Below are 22,782 nucleotides of genomic sequence, written 5' to 3' on the forward strand. Positions count from 1 at the left end.
GAAGGGCGAGGGAGGATTTCTTCCCCCTCTGGTCTCTTAGTAAGCTGGTGAGCTAATCACTAAGAGAATGACCAGTATGATGACCAACTTCATCATATCCCTTTCCCAATACAAAGCCCCTGCTTCGGTAGGGGCTTTCCCGTTATAGCCCCATGCTAACGTCCTTATCAGCCGCAATTAAACTCAAATGTGGCCGCCGGTGACTGTATCCTGCTCACCACTTTCCCTGCATAACTTTGCGCCAACCCTGCGAGCAGCCTCGTAAAACCCCTCTCATTCAGACGTTTCCAGACAGTCTTTCATATTTCCTCCATTATTCCGGGGGCTTGTGTAACTAAACTAGTATCATTCCTTGAAAGGTTTCAGGACGAGATACGGATAACGATGAAAGGCAGCAATAAATCGCATTGGTTAGTCGCGCTGGGTGTGGTGGTGATTGCAGGTGTCGCCGGATATTACTGGCACAACAGTGGTGCATCTGATGCAGGTGCGTCTTCCGCTATCTCACAGGGCCAGAAAGCCGGTGGCGGTCGCCATGGCGGGCGGATGGGTGCCGCGTTAGCCCCGGTTCAGGCGGCGACCGCCACCCGCGAAGCCGTGCCGCGCTATCTGACCGGTCTCGGGACTATCACCGCCGCGAATACCGTCACGGTCCGCAGCCGGGTGAACGGTCAGCTACTGGCGCTGCACTTCGAGGAAGGTCAGCAGGTGAAAGCCGGAGATTTACTGGCCGAAATTGATCCGAGCCAGTTCAACGTCGCCCTTGCTCAGGCCCAGGGCCAGCTCGCCAAAGATAACGCCACTTTGGCCAATGCCCGTCGCGACTTAGCACGTTATCAGCAGTTGGTGAAAACCAACCTCGTCTCTCGTCAGGAACTCGACACCCAACAGTCGTTGGTTACAGAAAGCTTAGGCACCGTTAAGGCCGATGAAGCCGCGGTTGCCAGTGCGCAGTTACAGCTGGACTGGACGCGTATCACTGCCCCCATCGACGGACGCGTGGGCCTCAAGCAGGTAGATATCGGCAACCAGATCGCCACCAGCGACACTACCGGGATCGTGGTGCTGACCCAAACCCATCCGATTGACCTGATTTTCGCTCTGCCGGAAAACGACATTGCCACCGTGGTTAAGGCGCAAAAAGCAGGTCAAAACCTGACGGTCGAAGCGTGGGATCGCACCAATAAGCAGAAGCTGAGCACCGGGTCGCTGTTGAGTCTGGACAACCAGATTGATACCACCACTGGCACCATCAAGCTAAAAGCGCGTTTCAACAATACCGACGACGCCCTGTTCCCGAACCAGTTCGTCAACGCGCGTCTGTTGGTCGATACCGAACAGAACGCCGTGGTTATCCCGACCGCTGCACTGCAAATGGGCAACGAAGGTAACTTCGTATGGGTGCTGAACGATGAAAACAAAGTCAGCAAACACCTCGTGGTGCCAGGCATTCAGGACAGCCAGAAAGTGGTTATCAGCTCCGGTCTTTCCGCAGGCGACAAAGTGGTCACCGACGGCATTGACCGCCTGACCGAAGGGGCCAAAGTCGAAGTGGTCGAGGCGCACAGTGCCAGCAGTACGGAGAAATCACCGGCTGAGCAAAACGGCAAAACAGGAGCTCGTTCCTGATGCAGGTTTTACCTCCCGGCAACACGGGCGGGCCTTCCCGCCTGTTTATTCTGCGCCCGGTCGCCACCACCCTGATGATGGTGGCCATCCTGCTGGCGGGGATTATCGGCTACCGTTTTCTGCCGGTCTCCGCGCTGCCTGAAGTCGATTATCCGACCATTCAGGTGGTCACGCTGTACCCCGGTGCCAGCCCGGATGTGGTCACTTCCGCCATTACCGCGCCGCTTGAGCGCCAGTTCGGGCAGATGTCCGGTCTGAAACAAATGTCTTCTCAGAGCGCGGGCGGCGCGTCGGTGGTTACGCTGCAGTTCCAGCTTGAGCTGTCACTCGACGTCGCCGAACAGGAAGTGCAGGCCGCGATCAACGCCGCCACCAACCTGCTGCCGGGCGACCTGCCGAACCCGCCAGTCTACAGTAAGGTGAACCCGGCGGATCCGCCGATCATGACCCTGGCCGTCACCTCTTCTGCCCTGCCGATGACCGAGGTCGAAGATATGGTCGAAACGCGAGTGGCGCAGAAAATTTCCCAGGTGTCCGGGGTTGGCCTGGTGACGCTGGCGGGTGGTCAACGCCCGGCAGTGCGCGTGAAGCTTAACGCCCAGGCAATCGCCGCCCTGGGGCTGACCAGCGAAACGGTGCGCACCGCCATTACCAACGCTAACGTCAACTCGGCGAAAGGCAGCCTTGACGGCCCGACCCGCGCGGTGACGCTCTCTGCCAACGATCAGATGGAGTCCGCAGAAGAGTACCGCAAGCTCATCATCGCCTATCAGAACGGAGCGCCGGTGCGCCTCGGCGATGTGGCGACCATTGAGCAAGGTGCGGAAAATACCTGGCTTGGTGCGTGGGCCAATAAGCAGCAGGCGATTGTGATGAACGTCCAGCGTCAGCCGGGGGCCAACATTATTTCCACTGCCGACAGCATTCGCCAGATGCTGCCGCAGCTCACCAGCAGCCTACCGAAATCGGTGCAGGTGAAAGTCCTGTCTGACCGTACCAATAACATTCGCGCCTCGGTGAACGACACCCAGTTCGAGCTGATGCTGGCTATCGCGCTGGTGGTGATGATCATCTACCTGTTCCTGCGCAATGTCCCGGCCACCCTTATTCCTGCCGTGGCGGTACCGCTATCGCTGGTCGGCACCTTCGCGGTAATGGTGTTTCTCGATTTCTCAATCAACAACCTGACGCTGATGGCGCTCACTATCGCCACCGGGTTTGTCGTTGACGATGCAATTGTGGTTATCGAGAACATTTCGCGCTATATCGAAAAAGGTGAAAAGCCGATGGCGGCGGCGCTAAAGGGCGCGGGTGAAATCGGCTTTACCATTATCTCCCTGACCTTCTCGCTGATCGCGGTGCTGATCCCGCTGCTGTTCATGGGCGATATCGTCGGACGCCTGTTCCGCGAATTTGCGGTGACGCTGGCGGTGGCGATCCTTATTTCGGCAATAGTGTCGCTGACGCTGACCCCGATGATGTGCGCCCGGATGCTGAGCCACGAATCGCTGCGCAAGCAGAACCGTTTTTCCCGCGCCAGCGAACGCTTTTTTGAACGGGTGATTGCCGCCTATGGCCGGATGCTGACCAAAGTGCTCAACCATCCGTGGCTGACCCTCGGGGTGGCGCTCAGCACGCTGGCGCTGTCGATTTTACTGTGGGTATTTATCCCGAAAGGTTTCTTCCCGATTCAGGATAACGGCATTATTCAGGGGACGTTGCAGGCCCCGCAGTCTGCGTCGTTTGCCAGCATGGCTCAGCGTCAGGCGCAGGTATCTGACCTCATTATGAAAGACCCGGCGGTCGAGAGTCTGACCGCGTTCGTCGGCGTGGATGGCACTAACCCGTCGCTGAACAGCGCCCGTCTGCAAATTAATCTCAAACCGCTGGATGAGCGCGATGACCGGGTGCAGAAGGTGATCCGCCGCCTGCAACATTCCATTGCCACGGTGCCGGGTATCGAACTCTATTTGCAGCCGACGCAGGATTTAACCATCGACACCACCGTCAGCCGCACCCAGTACCAGTTCAGCCTACAGGCCAACTCGCTGGATGCGCTCAGCGAATGGGTGCCGCCACTGCTGGCGAAACTGCATACCCTGCCGCAGCTCGAAGACGTCAGCAGTGACTGGCAGGACAAAGGTCTGGCGGCGTATGTGAACGTCGACCGCGACAGCGCCAGCCGTTTAGGCATCAGCATGGCTGATGTTGATAACGCGCTGTATAACGCTTTCGGCCAGCGGCTGATTTCCACCATTTACACCCAGGCGAACCAGTATCGCGTGGTGCTGGAACATGACATCAGCGACACCCCGGGGCTGTCGGCGCTGGATAACATCCGCCTCACCAGCAGCAGCGGCGGGATTGTGCCCCTGAATACGATTGCCAAAGTGGAAGAGCGTTTTGCGCCGCTGTCAATCAACCATCTCGACCAGTTCCCGGTGACGACTATCTCCTTTAACGTGGCGCAGGATTCATCGCTGGGCGAGGCGGTGCAGGCGATTACCGACGCTGAAAAAACGCTGAATCTACCGGTCGATATTCGCACTCAATTCCAGGGCAGTTCGCTGGCATTCCAGGCCGCACTCGGCAGCACCGTCTGGCTGGTGGTCGCCGCGGTGGTGGCGATGTACATCGTGCTCGGCATTTTGTACGAGAGTTTTATTCACCCCATCACCATTCTCTCGACCCTGCCGACGGCGGGCGTGGGTGCGCTGCTGGCGCTGTGGGTGTCGGGCAGCGAGCTGGACGTGATCGCCATCATCGGGATAATTCTGCTGATCGGCATCGTCAAGAAGAACGCGATCATGATGATCGACTTTGCGCTGGCCGCCGAACGCGAACAAGGCATGCCGCCGCGCGAAGCCATTTACCAGGCCTGTCTGCTGCGTTTCCGGCCAATCCTGATGACGACGCTGGCCGCCCTGCTCGGTGCGTTGCCGCTGATGCTCAGCACCGGTGTCGGCGCGGAGCTGCGCCGTCCGCTGGGGATCGGTATGGTCGGTGGGCTGCTGGTCAGCCAGGTGCTGACCCTGTTCACCACCCCGGTGATTTACCTGCTATTTGACCGGCTGTCGCTGTACCTCAAACGCCGACTGCCTGCCCGTGAAGAGGAGGCGTAAGTGAAGTTTTACGCCCTGTTCATCTACCGCCCGGTGGCGACGATATTGATTTCGCTCGCCATCACGCTGTGCGGCGTGCTCGGCTTCCGGCTACTGCCGGTGGCCCCGCTGCCGCAGGTCGATTATCCGGTGATTATGATCAGCGCCTCGCTGCCGGGTGCCGCGCCGGAAACGATGGCCTCATCGGTGGCGACCCCGCTCGAGCGCTCACTCGGACGCATCGCCGGGGTCAACGAAATGACCTCGATGAGTTCGCTGGGCAGCACACGCATCATTTTGCAGTTCGATTTTGACCGCGATATCAACGGCGCGGCGCGTGACGTACAGGCGGCGATCAATGCCGCTCAAAGCCTGCTCCCGACCGGAATGCCCAGCCGCCCAACCTATCGCAAAGCAAACCCGTCGGATGCGCCAATCATGATCCTGACGCTGACTTCGGACACCTGGTCACAGGGGAAATTATACGATCTCGCATCGACTCAGTTGGCGCAGAGCATTGCGCAGATTGACGGCGTCGGCGATGTCGATATCGGCGGCAGTTCCCTGCCCGCCGTGCGGGTGGATCTCAATCCGCAGGCGCTATTTAATCAGGGCGTGTCGCTGGATGCGGTACGCTCCGCTATCGATAACGCCAACGTGCGCAAGCCGCAGGGAGCGATTGATGCTCAGGGCAAGCGCTGGCAGCTCGCCACCAACGATGAGTTGAAAACGGCGGAAGCCTACAAACCAGTGATTGTGCATTACAGCAATGGTTCGGCGGTGCGCCTTAGTGACGTGGCAAACGTGTCAGACTCGGTGCAGGACGTGCGTAACGCCGGGATGACCAACGCTAAACCGGCCATTTTGCTGATGATCCGCAAGCTGCCGGAAGCCAATATCATTCAGACCGTGGATGCCATTCGCGCCCAGTTGCCGGAGCTGAAAGAGACCCTCCCGGCTGCGATTGATATGCAAATCGCTCAGGACCGCTCCCCGACCATTCGCGCCTCGCTTGAGGAAGTGGAGCAGACGCTGGTGATTTCGGTGGGGCTGGTTATCCTGGTGGTATTCCTGTTCCTGCGATCGGGCCGGGCGACAATCATTCCAGCCGTCGCCGTGCCAGTGTCACTGATTGGCACCTTTGCCGCCATGTATCTGTGCGGATTCAGCCTCAACAACCTGTCGCTGATGGCCCTGACTATCGCCACCGGGTTTGTGGTAGATGATGCCATCGTGGTGCTGGAAAACATTTCCCGCCATCTTGAAGCGGGAATGAAACCGCTCCAGGCCGCGTTACAAGGGAGCCGCGAAGTGGGCTTCACCGTGCTGTCGATGAGCCTGTCGCTGGTGGCGGTATTCCTGCCGCTGCTGCTGATGGGCGGTCTGCCGGGGCGATTGCTGCGCGAATTTGCGGTCACGCTGTCGGTGGCGATTGGTATTTCGCTGGCGGTATCGCTGACCCTCACCCCGATGATGTGCGGCTGGATGTTGAAATCCTCACGCCCTCATGAACCCACCCGCGAGCGCGGCTTTGGTCGACTACTGGTCGGGATGCAGCGCGGCTATGGCAAATCGCTGAAATGGGTGCTGAATCATGCGCGCTTAGTCGGCGTGGTACTGCTGGCCACCATCGCCCTCAACGTCTGGCTGTATATCTCGATCCCGAAAACGTTCTTCCCCGAGCAGGATACCGGGGTGGTGATGGGCAATATTCAGGCCGATCAGAGCATTTCGTTCCAGGCCATGCGCGGCAAGTTACAGGACTTCATGAAAATCATTCGTGAAGATAAAGCGGTGGATAACGTCACCGGTTTTACCGGTGGCTCGCGGGTTAACAGCGGGATGATGTTTATCACCCTCAAACCGCGCGACGAGCGCCACGAAACGGCCCAGCAGGTGATCGACCGCCTGCGTAAAAAGCTCGCTAAAGAACCGGGCGCAAACCTCTTTTTGATGGCGGTGCAGGACATTCGCGTCGGGGGTCGTCAGGCTAACGCCGGTTACCAGTACACGCTACTGTCGGATAACCTCGCCGATCTGCGGGAATGGACACCGAAAATCACCACCGCGCTGGCGAAACTGCCCGAACTGGCGGACGTGAACTCCGATCAACAGGACAGCGGTGCAGAGATGGATTTGGTGTACGATCGCGAAACCATGTCCCGGTTGGGGATCAGCGTGCAGGACGCCAACGGCCTGCTGAATAACGCCTTCGGCCAGCGGCAGATTTCCACCATTTATCAGCCGTTAAACCAATACAAAGTGGTCATGCAGGTCGACCCGGTGTACACCCAGGACATCAGCGCTCTCGATCAGATGTTCGTGATTAACAGCGAAGGAAAAGCGATCCCGCTCTCCTACTTTGCCAAATGGCAGCCTGCCAATGCGCCGCTGTCGGTCAACCATCAGGGACTGTCGGCGGCCTCAACGATTTCCTTTAACCTGCCGACCGGAAAATCGCTGTCGGAAGCCAGCGAGGTTATCGACCGCACCATGACCCAGCTCGGGGTACCGCAAACCATTCGCGGCAGTTTTGCAGGCACGGCACAGGTGTTTCAGCAGACCATGAACTCGCAGGTGATCCTGATCCTGGCGGCGATCGCCACGGTCTATATCGTGCTTGGCATCCTGTATGAAAGTTACGTCCACCCGCTGACCATTCTGTCGACGCTGCCTTCCGCCGGAGTCGGCGCACTGCTGGCGCTGGAGTTGTTTGGCGCACCGTTCAGCCTGATCGCCTTAATCGGTATCATGCTGTTGATTGGTATCGTGAAGAAAAACGCCATCATGATGGTCGATTTTGCGCTTGAGGCGCAGCGCAACAGCAACATTACGCCGGAAGAGGCCATTTTCCAGGCCTGCCTGCTGCGTTTCCGCCCGATTATGATGACCACTCTGGCGGCACTGTTTGGCGCGCTGCCGCTGGTGCTGTCCGGCGGTGATGGCTCGGAACTGCGCCAGCCGTTGGGGATAACCATCGTCGGCGGGCTGGTGGTCAGCCAGCTATTAACGCTGTACACCACCCCGGTGGTGTATCTGTTCTTTGACCGTCTGCGCCTGCGTTTTACGCGTAAATCCAGTAATCCGATTACAGAGTAACTATGGAAGAGCTGCCCGCCAGCGTGCGCTGGCAACTGTGGATAGTGGCGTTCGGCTTCTTTATGCAGGCGCTGGATACCACCATCGTCAACACCGCCCTACCTTCGATGGCGAAAAGCCTCGGGGTCAGCCCACTGCACATGCACATGCACATGGTGGTGGTTTCCTATGTGCTGACGGTGGCGGTGATGCTGCCTGCCAGCGGCTGGCTGGCGGATCGCGTGGGCGTGCGCAATATCTTCTTCACCGCCATTGTGCTGTTTACCGCCGGGTCGGTGTTTTGCGCCTCAGCCAACACCCTCGATGAACTGGTGATGGCCCGCGTGTTGCAGGGCGTGGGCGGGGCGATGATGGTGCCGGTCGGCAGGCTGACGGTGATGAAAATCGTACCGCGCAATCAGTACATGGCGGCGATGACCTTCGTCACTATTCCTGGCCAGATAGGCCCGCTGGTTGGCCCGGCGCTGGGCGGTATTCTGGTGGAGTACGCTTCCTGGCACTGGATTTTCCTGATTAACATTCCGGTCGGGATTGTCGGAGCGATTGCCACCCTGTGGCTGATGCCGAATTACACCCTGCAAACCCGACGCTTTGACACCTCAGGCTTTATTCTGCTGGCAGTGGGGATGGCGACGCTGACCCTGGCACTGGACGGGAAACGCAGCTTAGGTATTTCGCCGTTAATGCTGGCGGGGCTTATCATTAGCGGCGTGCTGGCGCTGCTGTTTTATCTCTGGCATGCGCGCCAGAACGACAACGCATTGTTCAGCCTCAACTTATTTAAAAACCGCACCTTTTCACTCGGCCTGTCGGGCAGTTTTGCCGGGCGGATCGGTAGCGGGATGTTGCCGTTTATGACCCCTGTATTTTTGCAGATTGGACTCGGCTTTTCGCCATTCCACGCCGGACTGATGATGATCCCGATGGTGCTTGGCAGCATGGGCATGAAACGCATTGTGGTACAGGTGGTGAACCGCTTTGGTTACCGGAAGGTGCTGACCTGCGCCACGCTTGGGCTGGCGGTGATTAGTCTGTTATTTATGGCCGTGGCGCTGATGGGCTGGTACTGGCTGCTGCCGCTGGTGCTGTTTGTGCAGGGGATGATCAACTCCAGCCGCTTCTCGTCGATGAATACCCTGACCCTGAAAGACCTGCCGGACGATCTCGCCAGCAGCGGGAACAGTATGCTGTCAATGGTGATGCAACTGTCGATGAGTATCGGCGTCACGGTGGCGGGCCTGCTGCTGGGGATGTACGGCCAGCATCACATCAGCGTCGACAGCGCGATTTCCCATCAGGTCTTTTTGTACACCTACCTCAGCATGGCGGTCATCATCGCGCTTCCGGCGCTGATTTTTACGCGCGTGCCTGACGATACCAACCAAAACATGATTATCGCACGACGAGAAAGGAGCGAGCCGTGAAACTCTGGCGTCCCGGCATTACTGCGAAGCTGTTTCTTGCCATTCTCGCCACCTGTATTGTGCTGCTGATCAGCATGCACTGGGCGGTGCGTCTGAGTTTTGAGCACGGCTTTATCGACTACATCAAACGCGGCAACGAACAACGTCTGCAATTGCTCAGCGACGCGCTGGCGGAACAATACGCCACCCATGACAATAACTGGAGTTTCCTGCGCGGCAACGATCGGTTTGTTTTTCAGATCCTGCGTTCGTTTGAACACGATGGGCCGGACGACAAGCACGGCCCCGATGGCCGACGCGGGCCGCCGCAGATGCCGCCGCACGGCTGGCGCACGCAGTTCTGGGTGGTCGATCAGAATGCCAGGGTGATGGTCGGCCCGCGTTCGCCGGTGCCGCCGGACGGCACCCGCCGTGGGATTGTGGTCAACGGCGTGGAGGTCGGCGCGGTCATCGCCTCCCCTGTCGAGCGTCTGACCCGCAATACCGATATCAATTTTGACCGCCAACAGCGGCGCACCAGTTGGCTGATTGTCGCCCTGTCGACATTACTGGCTGCCCTGGCAACCTTCCCACTGGCGCGCGGCCTGCTGGCCCCGGTTAAACGGCTGGTGGAAGGCACTCACCGGCTGGCGGCAGGCGATTTCTCCACCCGCGTGACCGCCACCGGCACCGATGAGTTAGGTCGTCTGGGGCAGGATTTCAACCAGCTGGCGAGCACGCTGGAGCGTAATCAGCAGATGCGCCGCGATTTTATGGCCGACATTTCCCACGAGCTACGTACCCCGTTGGCGGTGCTGCGCGGGGAGCTGGAAGCCATTCAGGACGGGGTGCGCAAATTCACCCCGGAATCGGTGGCATCGTTGCAGGCGGAGGTCGGCACCCTGACCAAACTGGTGGACGATCTCCATCAGCTGTCAATGTCCGACGAAGGCGCACTGGCTTATCAGAAGGCGTCGCTGGATATCGTTTCGCTGCTGGAAATGGCGGCAGGAGCCTTCCGCGAACGCTTTGCCAGCCGTGGGTTACACATCAGCCTGAAGCTACCGGAAAGCGCTACCGTATTTGGCGACCGGGACCGGCTGATGCAATTGTTCAACAACCTGCTGGAAAACAGCCTGCGCTACACCGACAGCGGCGGCCAGCTGCTCATCTCAGCAGAAAAAACCGCCCATCAGTTGACCCTGACCTTTGCCGACAGCGGCCCCGGCGTGAGCGACGAACAGCTGAAAATGCTGTGTGAGCGTTTCTACCGCGCCGAAGGCTCACGCAACCGCGCCAGCGGCGGCTCGGGATTAGGCCTGGCGATTTGCGTCAACATCGTGGCCGCGCACGGCGGCCAGCTTAGCGCCGCACATTCGCCTTTTGGTGGGGTAAGCATTAAAGTAGAGCTACCTCTGGACCGCGATTTAACGGGAACCGTATGACCGAATTACCGATTGATGATAAAACCCCGCGCATCCTGATTGTCGAGGACGAGCCCAAACTGGGCCAGCTGTTGATTGATTACCTGCTGGCGGCCAACTACGCCCCGACGCTGATTAATCATGGCGACAAGGTGTTGAGCTATGTCCATCAGACCCCGCCGGATCTGATCCTGCTGGATTTGATGCTGCCGGGCACCGACGGCCTGACGCTGTGCCGCGAAATCCGCCGCTTCTCCGAAGTGCCGATTGTGATGGTCACCGCCAAAATTGAAGAGATCGACCGTCTGCTGGGGCTGGAAATCGGTGCGGATGACTATATCTGCAAACCGTACAGCCCGCGTGAAGTGGTGGCGCGGGTTAAAACCATCCTGCGCCGCTGTCGACCGCAGCGTGAACTGCAGGCGCTGGATTCGGAAAGCCCGCTTATCGTTGATGAAAGCCGCTTCCAGGCCTCCTGGCGCAATAAGCTGCTGGACTTAACGCCCGCTGAGTTTCGTCTGCTGAAAACGCTGTCGCAGGAGCCGGGTAAAGTGTTCTCGCGCGAACAGTTGCTGAACCACCTGTACGATGATTACCGCGTCGTCACCGACCGCACCATCGATAGCCACATCAAAAACCTGCGTCGTAAACTGGAAACGCAGGATGCGGAGCAGTCATTCATTCGCGCGGTGTATGGCGTGGGCTACCGCTGGGAAGCAGACGCCTGCCGCCTCGCCTGACCAGCCGCCCGGTAGCGTTTCGCCTGCCGGGCAACCACCACCGCCCTTTACCTGACTGCCCCACAGCGCTACAATTCCCGCCCTTAATGTAGGGGAACCTCCCCGATCGCTTCCGACGAAGCGAGTCTGACCTGTCATCAGAACGAGAAAATCATGTTTAAACCGGAACTCCTTTCCCCTGCGGGAACGCTGAAAAATATGCGTTACGCTTTCGCCTATGGTGCCGATGCTGTCTATGCCGGCCAGCCGCGTTACTCTCTGCGCGTACGCAATAATGAATTCAACCACGAGAATTTGCAGCTCGGCATCAACGAAGCCCACGCGCTTGGCAAAAAATTCTACGTTGTCGTGAACATTGCGCCGCACAACGCCAAGCTGAAAACCTTTATTCGCGACTTGCAGCCGGTGGTGGATATGGGGCCGGATGCGCTGATCATGTCTGACCCGGGCCTGATTATGCTGGTGCGTGAGCACTTCCCGCAGATGGACATTCACCTGTCGGTACAGGCCAACGCCGTGAACTGGGCAACGGTTAAGTTCTGGCAACAGATGGGCCTGACGCGCGTGATCCTCTCCCGCGAACTGTCGTTGGAAGAAATCGAAGAGATCCGCACCCAGGTTCCAGAAATGGAACTTGAGATTTTCGTTCACGGCGCGCTGTGCATGGCCTACTCCGGCCGCTGCCTGCTGTCGGGCTATATCAACAAGCGTGATCCGAACCAGGGCACCTGCACCAACGCCTGCCGCTGGGAATATAACGTTCAGGAAGGCAAAGAGGACGAGATCGGCAACATCGTGCATAAACACGAGCCGATCCCGGTGAAAAACGTGGAGCCGACGCTCGGCGAAGGCCAGCCGACCGATAGCGTATTTATGCTGGAAGAAGCGCAGCGTCCGGGTGAATACATGACCGCGTTCGAAGACGAGCACGGCACCTACATCATGAACTCCAAAGACCTGCGTGCCGTCGCGCACGTGGAACGTCTGACGCAGATGGGCGTACATTCGCTGAAAATCGAAGGCCGCACCAAATCCTATTACTACTGCGCCCGCACCGCGCAGGTGTACCGCAAAGCAATCGATGATGCTGCCGCCGGTAAACCGTTCGATACCACCCTGCTGGAAACCCTCGAAGGCCTGGCCCATCGTGGCTATACCGAAGGCTTCCTGCGCCGTCACACCCATGACAGCTATCAGAACTATGAATACGGTTTCTCGGTCTCTGAACGCCAGCAGTTTGTCGGGGAATTCACCGGCGAGCGCAAAGGCAATCTCGCGGCAGTCGCGGTCAAAAACAAGTTCCTCAAAGGTGACAATCTGGAGCTGATGACCCCACAGGGCAACGTCAATTTCACCCTTGAACACATGGAAAACAGCAAAGGCCAGCCGACCGATGTCGCGCCGGGTGACGGTCACACCGTATGGATCCCGGTGCCGGAAGAGATTGATCTGGACTATGCCCTGCTGATGCGTAATTTCGACGGACAGAACTCGCGCCATCCGATGCTGAAGTAGTTCAGAAAGGTTATTTTTTCCGGTCGGAAGATTCTTAGAATCGGATCACATACCGCTTCGCTTAATGCGGGTATTATCCGAGGCGCTGAAAAACATAACCCATAAATGCTAGCTGTACCAGGAACCACCTCCTTAGCCTGCGTAATCTCCCTTACGCGGGCTTATTTTTTGGTTTTTGATCCGTTGAAAATGGTTTGTTTCTGTCAATGCCCGCATATTGACCACTCCAATACTGAAGCCCATAAACACGCGACTGTTGCGGGAACTTACGTTGATAGTGTTGGAATAGCATTCAGCAAGAAAGTAGCGTGATTATGATCGGTTGCTGAGCGCTACGTATTGATTTCGGAATGAAAGCCGCATGCTCGAAAGCATGCGGCTAAAGGGATTTAGAAGGCGAGTGACCAAGTGGCACTTACAGTTTGGTCAGTATTGTGTTGCGAGGCGTTGACGTTGTAACCCAGCCCGAAGGCCATATTCCCTTTCTGTACTTTAACGCCCAGTTGCCCATTAAAGGCGGTTTCATCCATAACTTCTGCTGAGATGATATCACTGCTACGAATACCGACCGTGTGAAGGCGGTTTTCGCTATCCCGATCGCCGGCCACGGTGACCAGGGCAACATCCGCTTGGGTGCGAAGATTCCAGCCGGAATCCAGTGCGAAGGTTTTCGCAAGTTTCACGCCGACGGGGAACTGCCAAATATTTTGCGTGCCTTTATCGGTATGGAAAAGCGCGTCATGCTGATTGTTTTTGGTATCAAAAGCCTTGGTAGTGAGTTGGTTAAATCGAATACCCACGTGAGGAATGACATCGACAATACGGTTCTCTATCAGATACTCACCGCGCAGACCGGCGCTGAAGAGCCTGCCATCTACGTCTGCATGCAGTTTGTCTCCCGCTTCGATCCAGCCCGGCTGTTTCTGTGTAACATCGCTACTGGTTTGCGTCAGACTCATATCACCGGTGACGTTCCAGTTAGCCTGCTGCCAGTTTTGATATAACGACACGCCCCAGAAGTCAAAATCGTTATGGGTAGCACTGAAGTCGCCGCGCGAATCGCTGTCGCCATTACCGGCGTGGAACGCTGCGCCGCTGCGCAATGTGCCAACATCACTCTCCCAAGTTTTATCAGCGCCCAGAATCAGGCCATAGAAATCTGTGCTCTGACCGTAACGCTCGCCGCTTGCGCGGAGATCGCTGCTCCGGGGATTACCATAGAGCACGTTAACCCACACGCCAGCATCCGATGTTGAACCTGCCAGCTCTGGGTCAGCAACGGCGTTACGCTCAAGCACCGCGTCCACCGCCGCATTGCCCACCGCCCAAGTATTATGCTGAACACCACCCGCAGTGGCCATTTGTGCCGCACTATTGACGGCATTGACCACCTGCTTAGCCCCAATCTCTGGGGTATCAATGGCGACGGATAAATAACGCTGGCCTGCCTGACGGGCGGAACGGTCATTGTCGCCGCTGGCAATAAGCGCATTCAGAGCGTGCGGGGTTACGATGCCTGGCATTACTTCTTGCGCCGTGCGTGCCTTCGTCGTGACCCGTACCTCTCCCTCTTCCGCCTGAGTTGTAGCGGTCAGCAATTTGTTCAGTTGCAGGTTCTGTTGATTCCAGCCGTTGCCTGCGATAGTCACGTCGCTAAAACCTTTCGCGATGGTATAGGTCTGGTTCGCTTTGGCATCTGCCACGTATAACATGGCGTTGTTGGCAACATTTAGCGAGCCCTGTGTGGCATTGAGCGCCGCCTGACCGTGGCTTATTTCTTTACTGCTGACCATCAGCAGAGAATGGTCAGCAAAATCAGCCTTATTGTAGTCCGCGTCGTAGTTGCCCGCGCTGCCGGTCAAGGAACCATCAACACGCAGCCCGCCCTGAGTGGCATTAAGGTATTGCGGTGCCTGGATGGCGACGGCTGCCGTAATGTCGTTCATACCCCAGGTTAAGCCGCTCTCTGCGAAACGGGCTTCGGCACTGGCTGCGTTGCTGTCCCCCAGTACCAATAGGGCATTTTGTCCCACGGTTACGCGACCGTTGATCTCAGTGCCTCCGCTCACCACTCGAGAAGCATCCGCGATTGTGCCTTCCTGGGTCCAGGCCGGGTCGATAAACATCCGGGCACCCTGTAGATCCAGCCGTGTGGCCGAAAGCGTCCCGGCAGACGTGAGATCACCAACAGTAATTTGCGACGCTTCGCTGGCGCTCAGTTGACTGGCCAGCAGCGTGCCGTTAACAACCAGGTGCGACTGCTCCTGTAAAGTCATATCGGCATGCAGCGTGGCTTGCTGTTGCACCGAAACCCGCCCACTGTTGATGATACCCGCGCCAGCGCTGCCGGAGGTGATGGTGTGATCACCCGCAACGATGTTCATTGTTCCTTCCGGAGCGACGGTCACGGTACCGGTAAGATGGCTTTTGACATTCGGCATGGCAGTCATGCCGAGATTCAGAGTACCGTTCTCGACTGTCATGGCAACCGGCGTATCAGGCGCACCGGCAACGTCAATGAGTGCACCGGCCGCCCCGGTCAGAGTCAAGGTCTGATCGCCGCCAATACTTACTGACGGTGCGCCTTCCCCTTCGAACATTAACTGAGACGCACCAAAGCCATTACGGACAGTGATTGCGTTTGAGGAAATCGAATTCTCCGCACCGCCAATAAAGAGTTGGTTTTTGCTGGCCATGACCTGAGTATTCGCCAGTACGGCTCCGGTGGTGGCTGCGTCAGTTACGTTGGCAGTCCCTGCCACATTTGCGGCATTTTGCAACGTGCCGAGCATCACCAATGTATTACCCTTCGCCGAGTCGAGCAGACTACTAACGCCCTTTACATATTCCAGTTGATAGGCATCATCGGTCAGAATCAGTGTACTGTCCTTAAAGCTGATTCGGGCACCGGTATCGTTATACCCTTCTGGCAAAGTGGACGATGCAGCGGCGTTAAACAACTGGCTGGAGTTAGTTTGCAACTGGCTACGCTGGTTTAATGCCAGCGAGGCACCACTGCTTAGTGCCAGAGTATCGGCGATAAGTTTAGTGCTTTCGAAGGTTAAATTACCGCTGCTAAGCTTAACTGGCGCGGTTACCGTATGACCTTTCACTACCAATGCGTTGCCGACGTTGGCGTTGGTGAATCCGCCATTAATCAACGTATCACCGGCCATCGTCAGAGTGCTAAAGTTGCTGAATTGTGTGCCATTAAAGGCTGGCGTATTCGCAAGATGGAGGCTACTTGCCTCGCCGCTGCCGTATAGATGACCCGCTAGTCGTGTGTTATCCAGCCAGACATCGGCACCAGTGATGTTATCGCCATTGAGGTTGACGTCCCCATACAGGCTACTGTCGGTCAGGTGGAGGGCAACGGTACCGGTATCGGCATTGATATTGCCATTCAGCACGGAGCGAGTGATATCCAGCGCAATCTTCGCCGCGTTATTGGCAATCACGTTACCATCGATCTGTGAGTCTATGAGGGTGCCGGTTATGCTATCCGACCCCGAAAGCAACGCATGCCCGCCAATCTGACTGTTGTCCACAATCAGTTGGGTCATCTTACCGTTCACCAGGCTAAGGGCATTGCCATCAACCTGTGTGGTTTTGTTAACAGTAGAGTTCTGAAGGGAAAGCGTGTTGCTGCTACCAGAACTGGCAATGACCACTGACCCTGTTAGTTGGCTGTTATCCGCAGTAATAGTTTGTGTTTTATCTGCTTTGATGAGGTTAGTGATTTCGATCGCATTAGCCGTGGCAGCAACTGCGCCACGGGTATCTACACTGCTGTTCTCAAGGGTGATATTGTTATTATTGCTTGTGTTATACAGCAAAATACTGCCAGCCTGAATCTGGCTATCTTGCACAGTAATATCATGCGTGCCCGCGCCACCCGCCAGAATTCTACCTCCAATCACGCTGCCGTTTTGGATATCAACTTCGCTATTACCGTTATCGCTGACAGAGAGATAAATGGCGTACCCATTAGCATATTTTTTTGAGTAGGGTGTGATTGTCTTGCGATCGTAATCCACCATTTCACTGGCACCGTTAAGGGTTGAATGATCAACAATAACGCGGGTATTTGTTGAGGCCCCTCCGGCTTCGAGCCAGTCCACTTTGGCGTTATTTGCGAGGGAAATAGTTGCCGAACCGTTTTTACTGGCATTGATGTAATAGCCGCTCAGATCCGCGCCATTCACCAGCAATTGTTGTATGTCAGCAACATTACGCGAAGCGGTTCCACTGGCAAAATAGATATTTTGCGCTTTGGCCATGCTGTTTATTGCCGCATCCTGGGACGGTTCGTTGAAATACCATGCTTTAGGTTTATCAAGAAGTGGCGAGGTCATGTCAAATTCAGTGAGGCCGCATACACCGGATGAGTAGATTGTGCAGCTGTTTGCAAGAGCAGGCGTAAGCATCATGCTGCTTCCGAAAATCAAACCCATACTTGCTGCTAATTTGGTCAGGCGAAACGAAGTGTTCATAACATTATCCTTTTGAACTGGGTAAAAATTTTTATTCCGTTCAAGAAATAAAATCCCGCAAACTATTAACTCCTTGTTACGTTTAGAAGCATACCAAATGGAAGAACTTAATATCGCCAGAATGTTCGCACCCATGCTAGAAAAATCTTATTTGTCAGCATATCCCCATGTAAATAAAGGTTATTATTTTTTCTCAAATTATTTTGTTAATATGGAAAGCACAAATTGCCCCTACATCATTAAGATTATTCTTATAATCATGCGAAAAGTGTAAGTTGAAAATTAAGACATTCTCGAAGATGATGCTCAAATCCGCAGAGATGATAGGTGAAGAAACATGATTATAGTTTTGACATCCTGTAGATACTTCAGGCAGGGGTTTGCAATGCTGTTGGAAAATTTAACAACAGAAGCAACTCCTTTCAAAAAAGTCATTTACTCTGATGATATTAAACGCATTTCTCGAGCAGATCTTTCTCGCTCCAAAGCCATTGTGGTAGATTATGGGCAGACAAACATCAAGGTACTTAACGAACTTCTGGAAATTAAAAAAAACCATGAAAATAGTTATTTCATTTTAATCACCAGAGATGCCTGCTATGAAAGCACTATAGAAAACATTCTTATTAACACTATTGCGAGTTATACAATTGACTGCAAAAGCTCGGTGAGGAAGCTCAGCGCCTGCCTTATGCATTTCGCGCTGGAAGATCAGCAGGTGACAATATTTAAAAACATACGCTGGCATCACATTGAACAACAACAGCGTTTAACAAGGATGGAAGCGATGCTACTTCCGTATATTGTATCCGGCAAGAAAAACAAGGAAATCACGCGTTATCTTGACATTACAGGAAAAACTGTCAGTCATCATCGTCGCAATATTTATCGAAAATTTTCAGTTACCAATTTGACAGGATTATATAAAAAACTTGATCATTGCATAGGACTCTGGGAAGGCGGCATAATCGCAAAAATTGATTATGGTTAACAAATAATGTGAAAATGCGATCCTTATATTTGCAGTAGATGCTGAGATTCTGCTTGGGTATGAGCGTATTTACATTGAGTGGTTATGTCACCTCTCTCCAGGCCTTCTTCCTGATAGAATCGCCTCATCATTGTTCGTCTGCCATTCGATTTTGTTTTCAACACATTACATCGCGATAAAGATCGGTCGTTCATCATCGTTGAATGCAAAATAGAGTACCGAACGCTGGCGCAGCGGCTGCGCCAGCAAGCATTATTTTCCTCACATCGAAGCAAAGCAGGCTTTTCTGCCCTTTTATCCCTGATTGACCGGTTTTCGTTTGCGCTGCACACGTAGCGCATCGACGACCAATGAAAACGCCGGAGAAGGTTGTTTGCGGCTGGGATAGTAGAGGTAATAGCCAGGGAAAGGCTGACACCAGGGTTCCAGCACCCGAACCAGCCGCCCTGCCTCAATATGCGAGCCAAATTCTTCTTCCGGCAAAAACGCGATCCCCAACCCCGCCAGCGCCGCATAGACAATGTGTTCTGTGGTATTAAACGTCAGCTGGCCGCTCACGCGCACATTCAGATCGCCGCCGTCCTGGTCAAAATCCCACACATATAATCCACCGGATCGAACCATCCGCTGGTTAATACAGCAGTGTTGCGTCAGCTCATGCGGCGTTTGTGGGATCGGATAACGGGCGAAGTAATCCGGTGACGCAACCGCCGCCATACGCAATTCCGGACCAATTGGGATCGCTATCATGTCTTTATCAATGGTATCGCCCAACCGCACACCCGCATCAAAACGATCGGCCACAATATCGCGGAAACCGTGGTTGGCATCGAATTCAATATGGATATCTGGATACTCGCGCAGCAGTGGCGTCAGCTTGGGTAACAGCGTAGTGCGTAACACGTCCGGCCCACACGTGATGCGCACCGTCCCGGCGGGTTTGTCCCGCAGCTCCGTGAGCAACTCCAGCTCGGCCTCAATCTCATCAAAACGGTTGCCGATGGCCTGTAACAACCGTTCTCCGGCTGTCGTGGGCGACACGCTGCGGGTGGTGCGCGTCAGAAGGCGGATCTGCATCCGTTCTTCGAGGGCGGAAATCGCCTGGCTGAGTGCAGGTTGCGTCACGCCCAGATGCGCCGCCGCGCGGGTAAAGCTCCCTTCCCGGGCAACGGTGACAAAATAAAGCAGGTCATTCAGATTGCGTTTCATCCGCCAGACATCTCCGATTAATAAGCAGAACTTATAAGCTCATTAAGTATTCATTAGCTAGTCAGCTTACACCCCACATGTGAAAATTTCAGCAACAGATAATCGTGAACCGCATTCGCCCAGCCCATACCTGAAGGTTGTCTGGCCGGATGTCGAGGTAGAAGAGAATGCCCACAATGACCCGCGAAATACCCACTCACCACCAGCACGCTTACTGGAGCGGCGTTTTTGCAATGACGCTCTGCGTCTTTGTGCTGATCGCATCAGAATTTATGCCAGTCAGCCTGCTGACGCCCATCGCCTCCGATCTGGGCGTCAGTGAAGGGCTGGCCGGGCAAGGAATTGCGATTTCCGGGGCGCTGGCAGTCGTGACCAGCCTGTCGCTCTCCAGGCTTGCGGGAAATCTGAACCGTAAGTATCTGCTGCTGGGAATGACGGCACTAATGGCAATTTCTGGCGCAATCGTCGCGCTGGCGGCCAGTTATCCCGTCTACATGCTGGGCCGGGCCCTGATTGGAATTGCGATCGGCGGATTCTGGTCAATGTCTGCGGCCACCGCGCTTCGGTTGGTGCCTGAGCATCTGGTGCCTCGCGCACTGGCGATTTTCAACGGCGGAAACGCTCTGGCCACGGTGATTGCCGCCCCACTCGGCAGCTATCTCGGGGCGGTGGTTGGCTGGCGCGGGGCCTTCTGGTGCCTGGTCCCGGTGGCGATCGCGGCGTTCATCTGGCAAGGGATGAGCCTGCCGCTAATGGCTACCGATAAAACCTCGCGTTCCGACGGCGCTATTTTTCGTCTGTTTTCCCGTCCGGTGGTAGCGATTGGGCTGCTGGCCTGCGGCCTGTTCTTCATGGGGCAGTTTGCGTTGTTCACCTACGTCCGCCCGTTCCTGGAAACGGTGACGAAAGTGGAGATAGCCACGTTATCGCTCATTTTGCTGACCATTGGCGTCGCGGGATTTATCGGCACGCTGGTTATTAGCCGCTGCCTGAAAGCAGGCTTCTACCCAACGCTCATCGCCATCCCGTTGCTGATGGCAGCCATCGCCGGAACGCTGATGCTATCGGGGCAAAACGTCTGGGTAGTTGCACCGATGCTGGGGTTCTGGGGCTTGTTAGCGACGGCGGCACCGACCGGATGGTGGACCTGGGTAGCCCGCACGCTGCCCGACGATGCCGAAGCAGGCGGCGGCCTGATGGTCGCCATTATCCAGCTGTCTATCGCGCTGGGTTCTACCCTCGGCGGCCTCGCGTTTGACCACATCGGCTGGCAGAGCACCTTTACCCTGAGCGGGGGGCTACTGATTGCCGCCGCCGGACTGACATTCCTTACATCTCGTAAAACACTTCACACACACTAAGAGGATGCATGCCATGAAAAATATAACCCTGGCGCTGGGGCTGTTACTCGGCTCATTCGCTGCCACCGCAGCCGACATGTCAAAAGGCGCGGATAATTTCTATAAAAGCGATAAAGTCACTCAGCAAAAGGTGACGTTTAAAAATCAGTATCAGATGAACGTGGTGGGCAATCTGTTTATCCCGAAAACACTGAATCGGACCGTTAAAAATCCGGCCATTATCGTCGGCCACCCGATGGGGGCGGTGAAAGAACAAAGCTCGAATCTGTATGCCCAAAAGCTGGCGGAACAGGGCTTTGTAACCCTGGCGATTGACCTCTCGTTTTGGGGCGAGAGTGACGGAAAGCCGGGTCATCTGATTTCGCCGGAAATCTATTCTGATGACTTCAGCGCGGCGGTCGACTACCTGAGCACCCAGCCCTATGTTGATCCCGAGAAGATCGGCGTGCTGGGCATCTGCGGCAGCGGCAGCTTCGTGATCAGTGCAGCGAAAATCGATCCGCGCATGAAGGCGATTGCCACCGTCAGCATGTATGACATGGGCTCGGCTTTCCGAAATGGCCTGAATCATTCCCAAACCCCAGAACAGCGTCAGGCGTTTATCAAATCGGCAATCGAGCAGCGTTTTGCCGAATATAAAGGCGCAGAGAAGGCGTACATTCCGGGAACCGTCAATAAACTGGATGATTCGACCCCAGCCATTCAGCGTGAGTTCTTTGATTTTTATCGCACTGCGCGAGGCGGCTATACCCCTCAGGGCGAGAAAGAAGAACTGACTACTAAGCCCCTGCTGAGCAGCATTGGCAAGTTTATGAACTTCTATCCGTTCAACGATATCGAAACCATTTCACCGCGTCCGATGCTGTTTATCACCGGTGATCAGGCTCACTCGAAAGAGTTTAGTGAAGATGCCTATCAACGCGCCGGACAGCCAAAAGAGTTGTATGTTGTTCCGGGCGCAGGGCATGTTGATTTGTATGACCGCACTGACCTGATCCCGTTTGAGAAGCTGACCGCTTTCTTCAAAACTAATCTGAAATAGCGATTCACCCGGTGGCAGGCCTATGGTTTGTAGGCCTGCTAAGCGAAGCGCCAGCAGAAGAAAGTGCTTGAATAATCAACGATGGGTGCAGCCATTCAGCCATCCGGGTGTTTAAGTGGTTAAAATAAAAAACATAAAACGTTGCTAAATTAATTTCGCTGTGTCTTAATAGCGTCATCGGTTTGGAACACAGACCTTATGAAAGCAGTTTTAGTAAAGCAGTCCTCAGTTCGGTGTTATCGTTAGATACTCTCCTTCATGAGCCTCCTCCTAAGTGCCAAATAAGACAGGTCTCTAATTACAGACCCTCATCGCCGCCTTACTACGTGGCTCAAATAATTAAGGAAGTATCTATGTCTAACAAAATGACTGGTTTAGTAAAATGGTTCAACGCTGATAAAGGTTTTGGCTTCATCACTCCTGACGACGGCAGCAAAGATGTATTCGTACATTTCTCTGCAATTCAGAGCGATAACTTCAAAACTCTGGATGAAGGTCAGAAAGTGTCCTTCACCATCGAAAACGGCGCTAAAGGCCCAGCAGCTGGCAACGTATCCCCGCTGTAAGCCGCGCTGATTATCAGTGTACCTTACAACCGCGATGAAGGCACCTGCCTGAGCAGTTAAGAACCACTGATGATAAAAAGAACCCGCCAAGTGCGGGTTTTTTATTGCCTAAAATTTGACCCTCCCCCGCCTATTTCAGCCTGGTCTCATGCACAAGTCAGGATAGTAAGGTACACTTTTTATCATGTTGAATAATTTGGATAAAAAGG

The 22,782-nt window shown here is 55.2% G+C and carries 14 protein-coding genes; 11 read left to right on the forward strand and 3 right to left on the reverse strand.

All coding sequences use genetic code 11. From position 1 onward, the window contains the following. Nucleotides 1–36: 36 nt before the first annotated feature. On the reverse strand, nt 37–96 hold the full coding sequence (locus SIK69_RS12245) for a type I toxin-antitoxin system Ibs family toxin (RefSeq protein WP_319786281.1): 60 nt from the start codon (nt 94–96) through the stop codon (nt 37–39). Nucleotides 97–384: 288 nt separating this feature from the next. Between SIK69_RS12245 and SIK69_RS12250 the strand changes: the two genes are divergently transcribed. The 7 genes from SIK69_RS12250 to trhP all read left to right on the forward strand — a co-directional run bounded on the left by SIK69_RS12250 (nt 385) and on the right by trhP (nt 12,911). Beyond that, the gene (locus tag SIK69_RS12250; RefSeq protein ID WP_319786177.1) at nt 385–1,629 is read left to right on the forward strand and encodes an MdtA/MuxA family multidrug efflux RND transporter periplasmic adaptor subunit; all 1,245 of its coding nucleotides are present in this window, start codon (nt 385–387) and stop codon (nt 1,627–1,629) included. After that, entirely contained in the window at nt 1,629–4,751 is a 3,123-nt protein-coding gene (locus tag SIK69_RS12255; protein WP_319786178.1) for an MdtB/MuxB family multidrug efflux RND transporter permease subunit, read from the forward strand. The genes SIK69_RS12250 and SIK69_RS12255 overlap by 1 nt, the downstream gene beginning before the upstream one ends. Then, a complete protein-coding gene (gene mdtC, locus SIK69_RS12260) occupies nt 4,752–7,829 on the forward strand; it encodes a multidrug efflux RND transporter permease subunit MdtC (RefSeq protein WP_319786179.1) in 3,078 nt (1,025 codons plus the stop codon). It begins immediately after the preceding gene. A gap of 2 nt (nt 7,830–7,831) precedes the next feature. Further along, a complete protein-coding gene (locus SIK69_RS12265; protein WP_319786180.1) occupies nt 7,832–9,253 on the forward strand; it encodes an MFS transporter in 1,422 nt (473 codons plus the stop codon). Beyond that, complete coding sequence (baeS, locus tag SIK69_RS12270) at nt 9,250–10,677, forward strand: envelope stress sensor histidine kinase BaeS (RefSeq protein WP_319786181.1); 1,428 nt, start codon at nt 9,250–9,252, stop codon at nt 10,675–10,677. The genes SIK69_RS12265 and baeS overlap by 4 nt, the downstream gene beginning before the upstream one ends. After that, entirely contained in the window at nt 10,674–11,396 is a 723-nt protein-coding gene (baeR, locus tag SIK69_RS12275) for an envelope stress response regulator BaeR (RefSeq protein WP_319786182.1), read from the forward strand. The genes baeS and baeR overlap by 4 nt, the downstream gene beginning before the upstream one ends. 153 nt (nt 11,397–11,549) lie before the next feature. Then, nucleotides 11,550–12,911, forward strand: a complete 1,362-nt coding sequence (gene trhP, locus SIK69_RS12280; RefSeq protein WP_319786183.1) for a prephenate-dependent tRNA uridine(34) hydroxylase TrhP — start codon at nt 11,550–11,552, stop codon at nt 12,909–12,911. A gap of 389 nt (nt 12,912–13,300) precedes the next feature. Here trhP and SIK69_RS12285 read toward each other — a convergent pair whose 3' ends face one another. After that, entirely contained in the window at nt 13,301–17,266 is a 3,966-nt protein-coding gene (locus tag SIK69_RS12285; protein WP_319786184.1) for an autotransporter outer membrane beta-barrel domain-containing protein, read from the reverse strand. Nucleotides 17,267–17,789: 523 nt separating this feature from the next. Between SIK69_RS12285 and SIK69_RS12290 the strand changes: the two genes are divergently transcribed. Further along, entirely contained in the window at nt 17,790–18,395 is a 606-nt protein-coding gene (locus SIK69_RS12290) for a helix-turn-helix domain-containing protein (protein WP_319786185.1), read from the forward strand. Between the two features lie 294 nt (nt 18,396–18,689). Here the strand turns inward: SIK69_RS12290 and SIK69_RS12295 are convergent, their stop codons facing one another. Continuing rightward, nucleotides 18,690–19,604, reverse strand: coding sequence for a LysR family transcriptional regulator (locus tag SIK69_RS12295; protein ID WP_319786186.1), 915 nt, complete (start codon nt 19,602–19,604; stop codon nt 18,690–18,692). Between the two features lie 176 nt (nt 19,605–19,780). Here SIK69_RS12295 and SIK69_RS12300 point away from each other — a divergent pair, with 176 nt between their 5' ends. The 3 genes from SIK69_RS12300 to cspE all read left to right on the forward strand — a co-directional run bounded on the left by SIK69_RS12300 (nt 19,781) and on the right by cspE (nt 22,573). Next, nucleotides 19,781–20,965 (forward strand): MFS transporter, encoded by a 1,185-nt coding sequence (locus SIK69_RS12300; protein WP_374941369.1) that lies wholly within the window; start codon nt 19,781–19,783, stop codon nt 20,963–20,965. A gap of 13 nt (nt 20,966–20,978) precedes the next feature. Continuing rightward, nucleotides 20,979–22,007, forward strand: a complete 1,029-nt coding sequence (locus SIK69_RS12305; RefSeq protein WP_319628976.1) for an alpha/beta hydrolase — start codon at nt 20,979–20,981, stop codon at nt 22,005–22,007. Nucleotides 22,008–22,360: 353 nt separating this feature from the next. After that, nucleotides 22,361–22,573, forward strand: a complete 213-nt coding sequence (cspE, locus tag SIK69_RS12310; protein WP_022647355.1) for a transcription antiterminator/RNA stability regulator CspE — start codon at nt 22,361–22,363, stop codon at nt 22,571–22,573. Nucleotides 22,574–22,782: the final 209 nt, after the last annotated feature.

Source organism: Scandinavium lactucae, from assembly GCF_033843265.1.
GTDB classification, from domain to species: domain Bacteria; phylum Pseudomonadota; class Gammaproteobacteria; order Enterobacterales; family Enterobacteriaceae; genus Scandinavium; species Scandinavium lactucae.

Bases quoted from the DNA above. Each gene is read 5' to 3' on its own strand.
- SIK69_RS12265 (WP_319786180.1), top strand. From the start codon at position 7,832: ATGGAAGAGCTGCCCGCCAGCGTGCGCTGGCAACTGTGGATAGTGGCG.
- SIK69_RS12295 (WP_319786186.1), bottom strand. From the start codon at position 19,604: ATGAAACGCAATCTGAATGACCTGCTTTATTTTGTCACCGTTGCCCGG.
- SIK69_RS12285 (WP_319786184.1), bottom strand. From the start codon at position 17,266: ATGACCTCGCCACTTCTTGATAAACCTAAAGCATGGTATTTCAACGAA.
- trhP (WP_319786183.1), top strand. From the start codon at position 11,550: ATGTTTAAACCGGAACTCCTTTCCCCTGCGGGAACGCTGAAAAATATG.
- SIK69_RS12300 (WP_374941369.1), top strand. From the start codon at position 19,781: ATGACCCGCGAAATACCCACTCACCACCAGCACGCTTACTGGAGCGGC.
- SIK69_RS12305 (WP_319628976.1), top strand. From the start codon at position 20,979: ATGAAAAATATAACCCTGGCGCTGGGGCTGTTACTCGGCTCATTCGCT.
- baeR (WP_319786182.1), top strand. From the start codon at position 10,674: ATGACCGAATTACCGATTGATGATAAAACCCCGCGCATCCTGATTGTC.
- SIK69_RS12250 (WP_319786177.1), top strand. From the start codon at position 385: ATGAAAGGCAGCAATAAATCGCATTGGTTAGTCGCGCTGGGTGTGGTG.
- cspE (WP_022647355.1), top strand. From the start codon at position 22,361: ATGTCTAACAAAATGACTGGTTTAGTAAAATGGTTCAACGCTGATAAA.
- SIK69_RS12290 (WP_319786185.1), top strand. From the start codon at position 17,790: ATGCTGTTGGAAAATTTAACAACAGAAGCAACTCCTTTCAAAAAAGTC.
- SIK69_RS12255 (WP_319786178.1), top strand. From the start codon at position 1,629: ATGCAGGTTTTACCTCCCGGCAACACGGGCGGGCCTTCCCGCCTGTTT.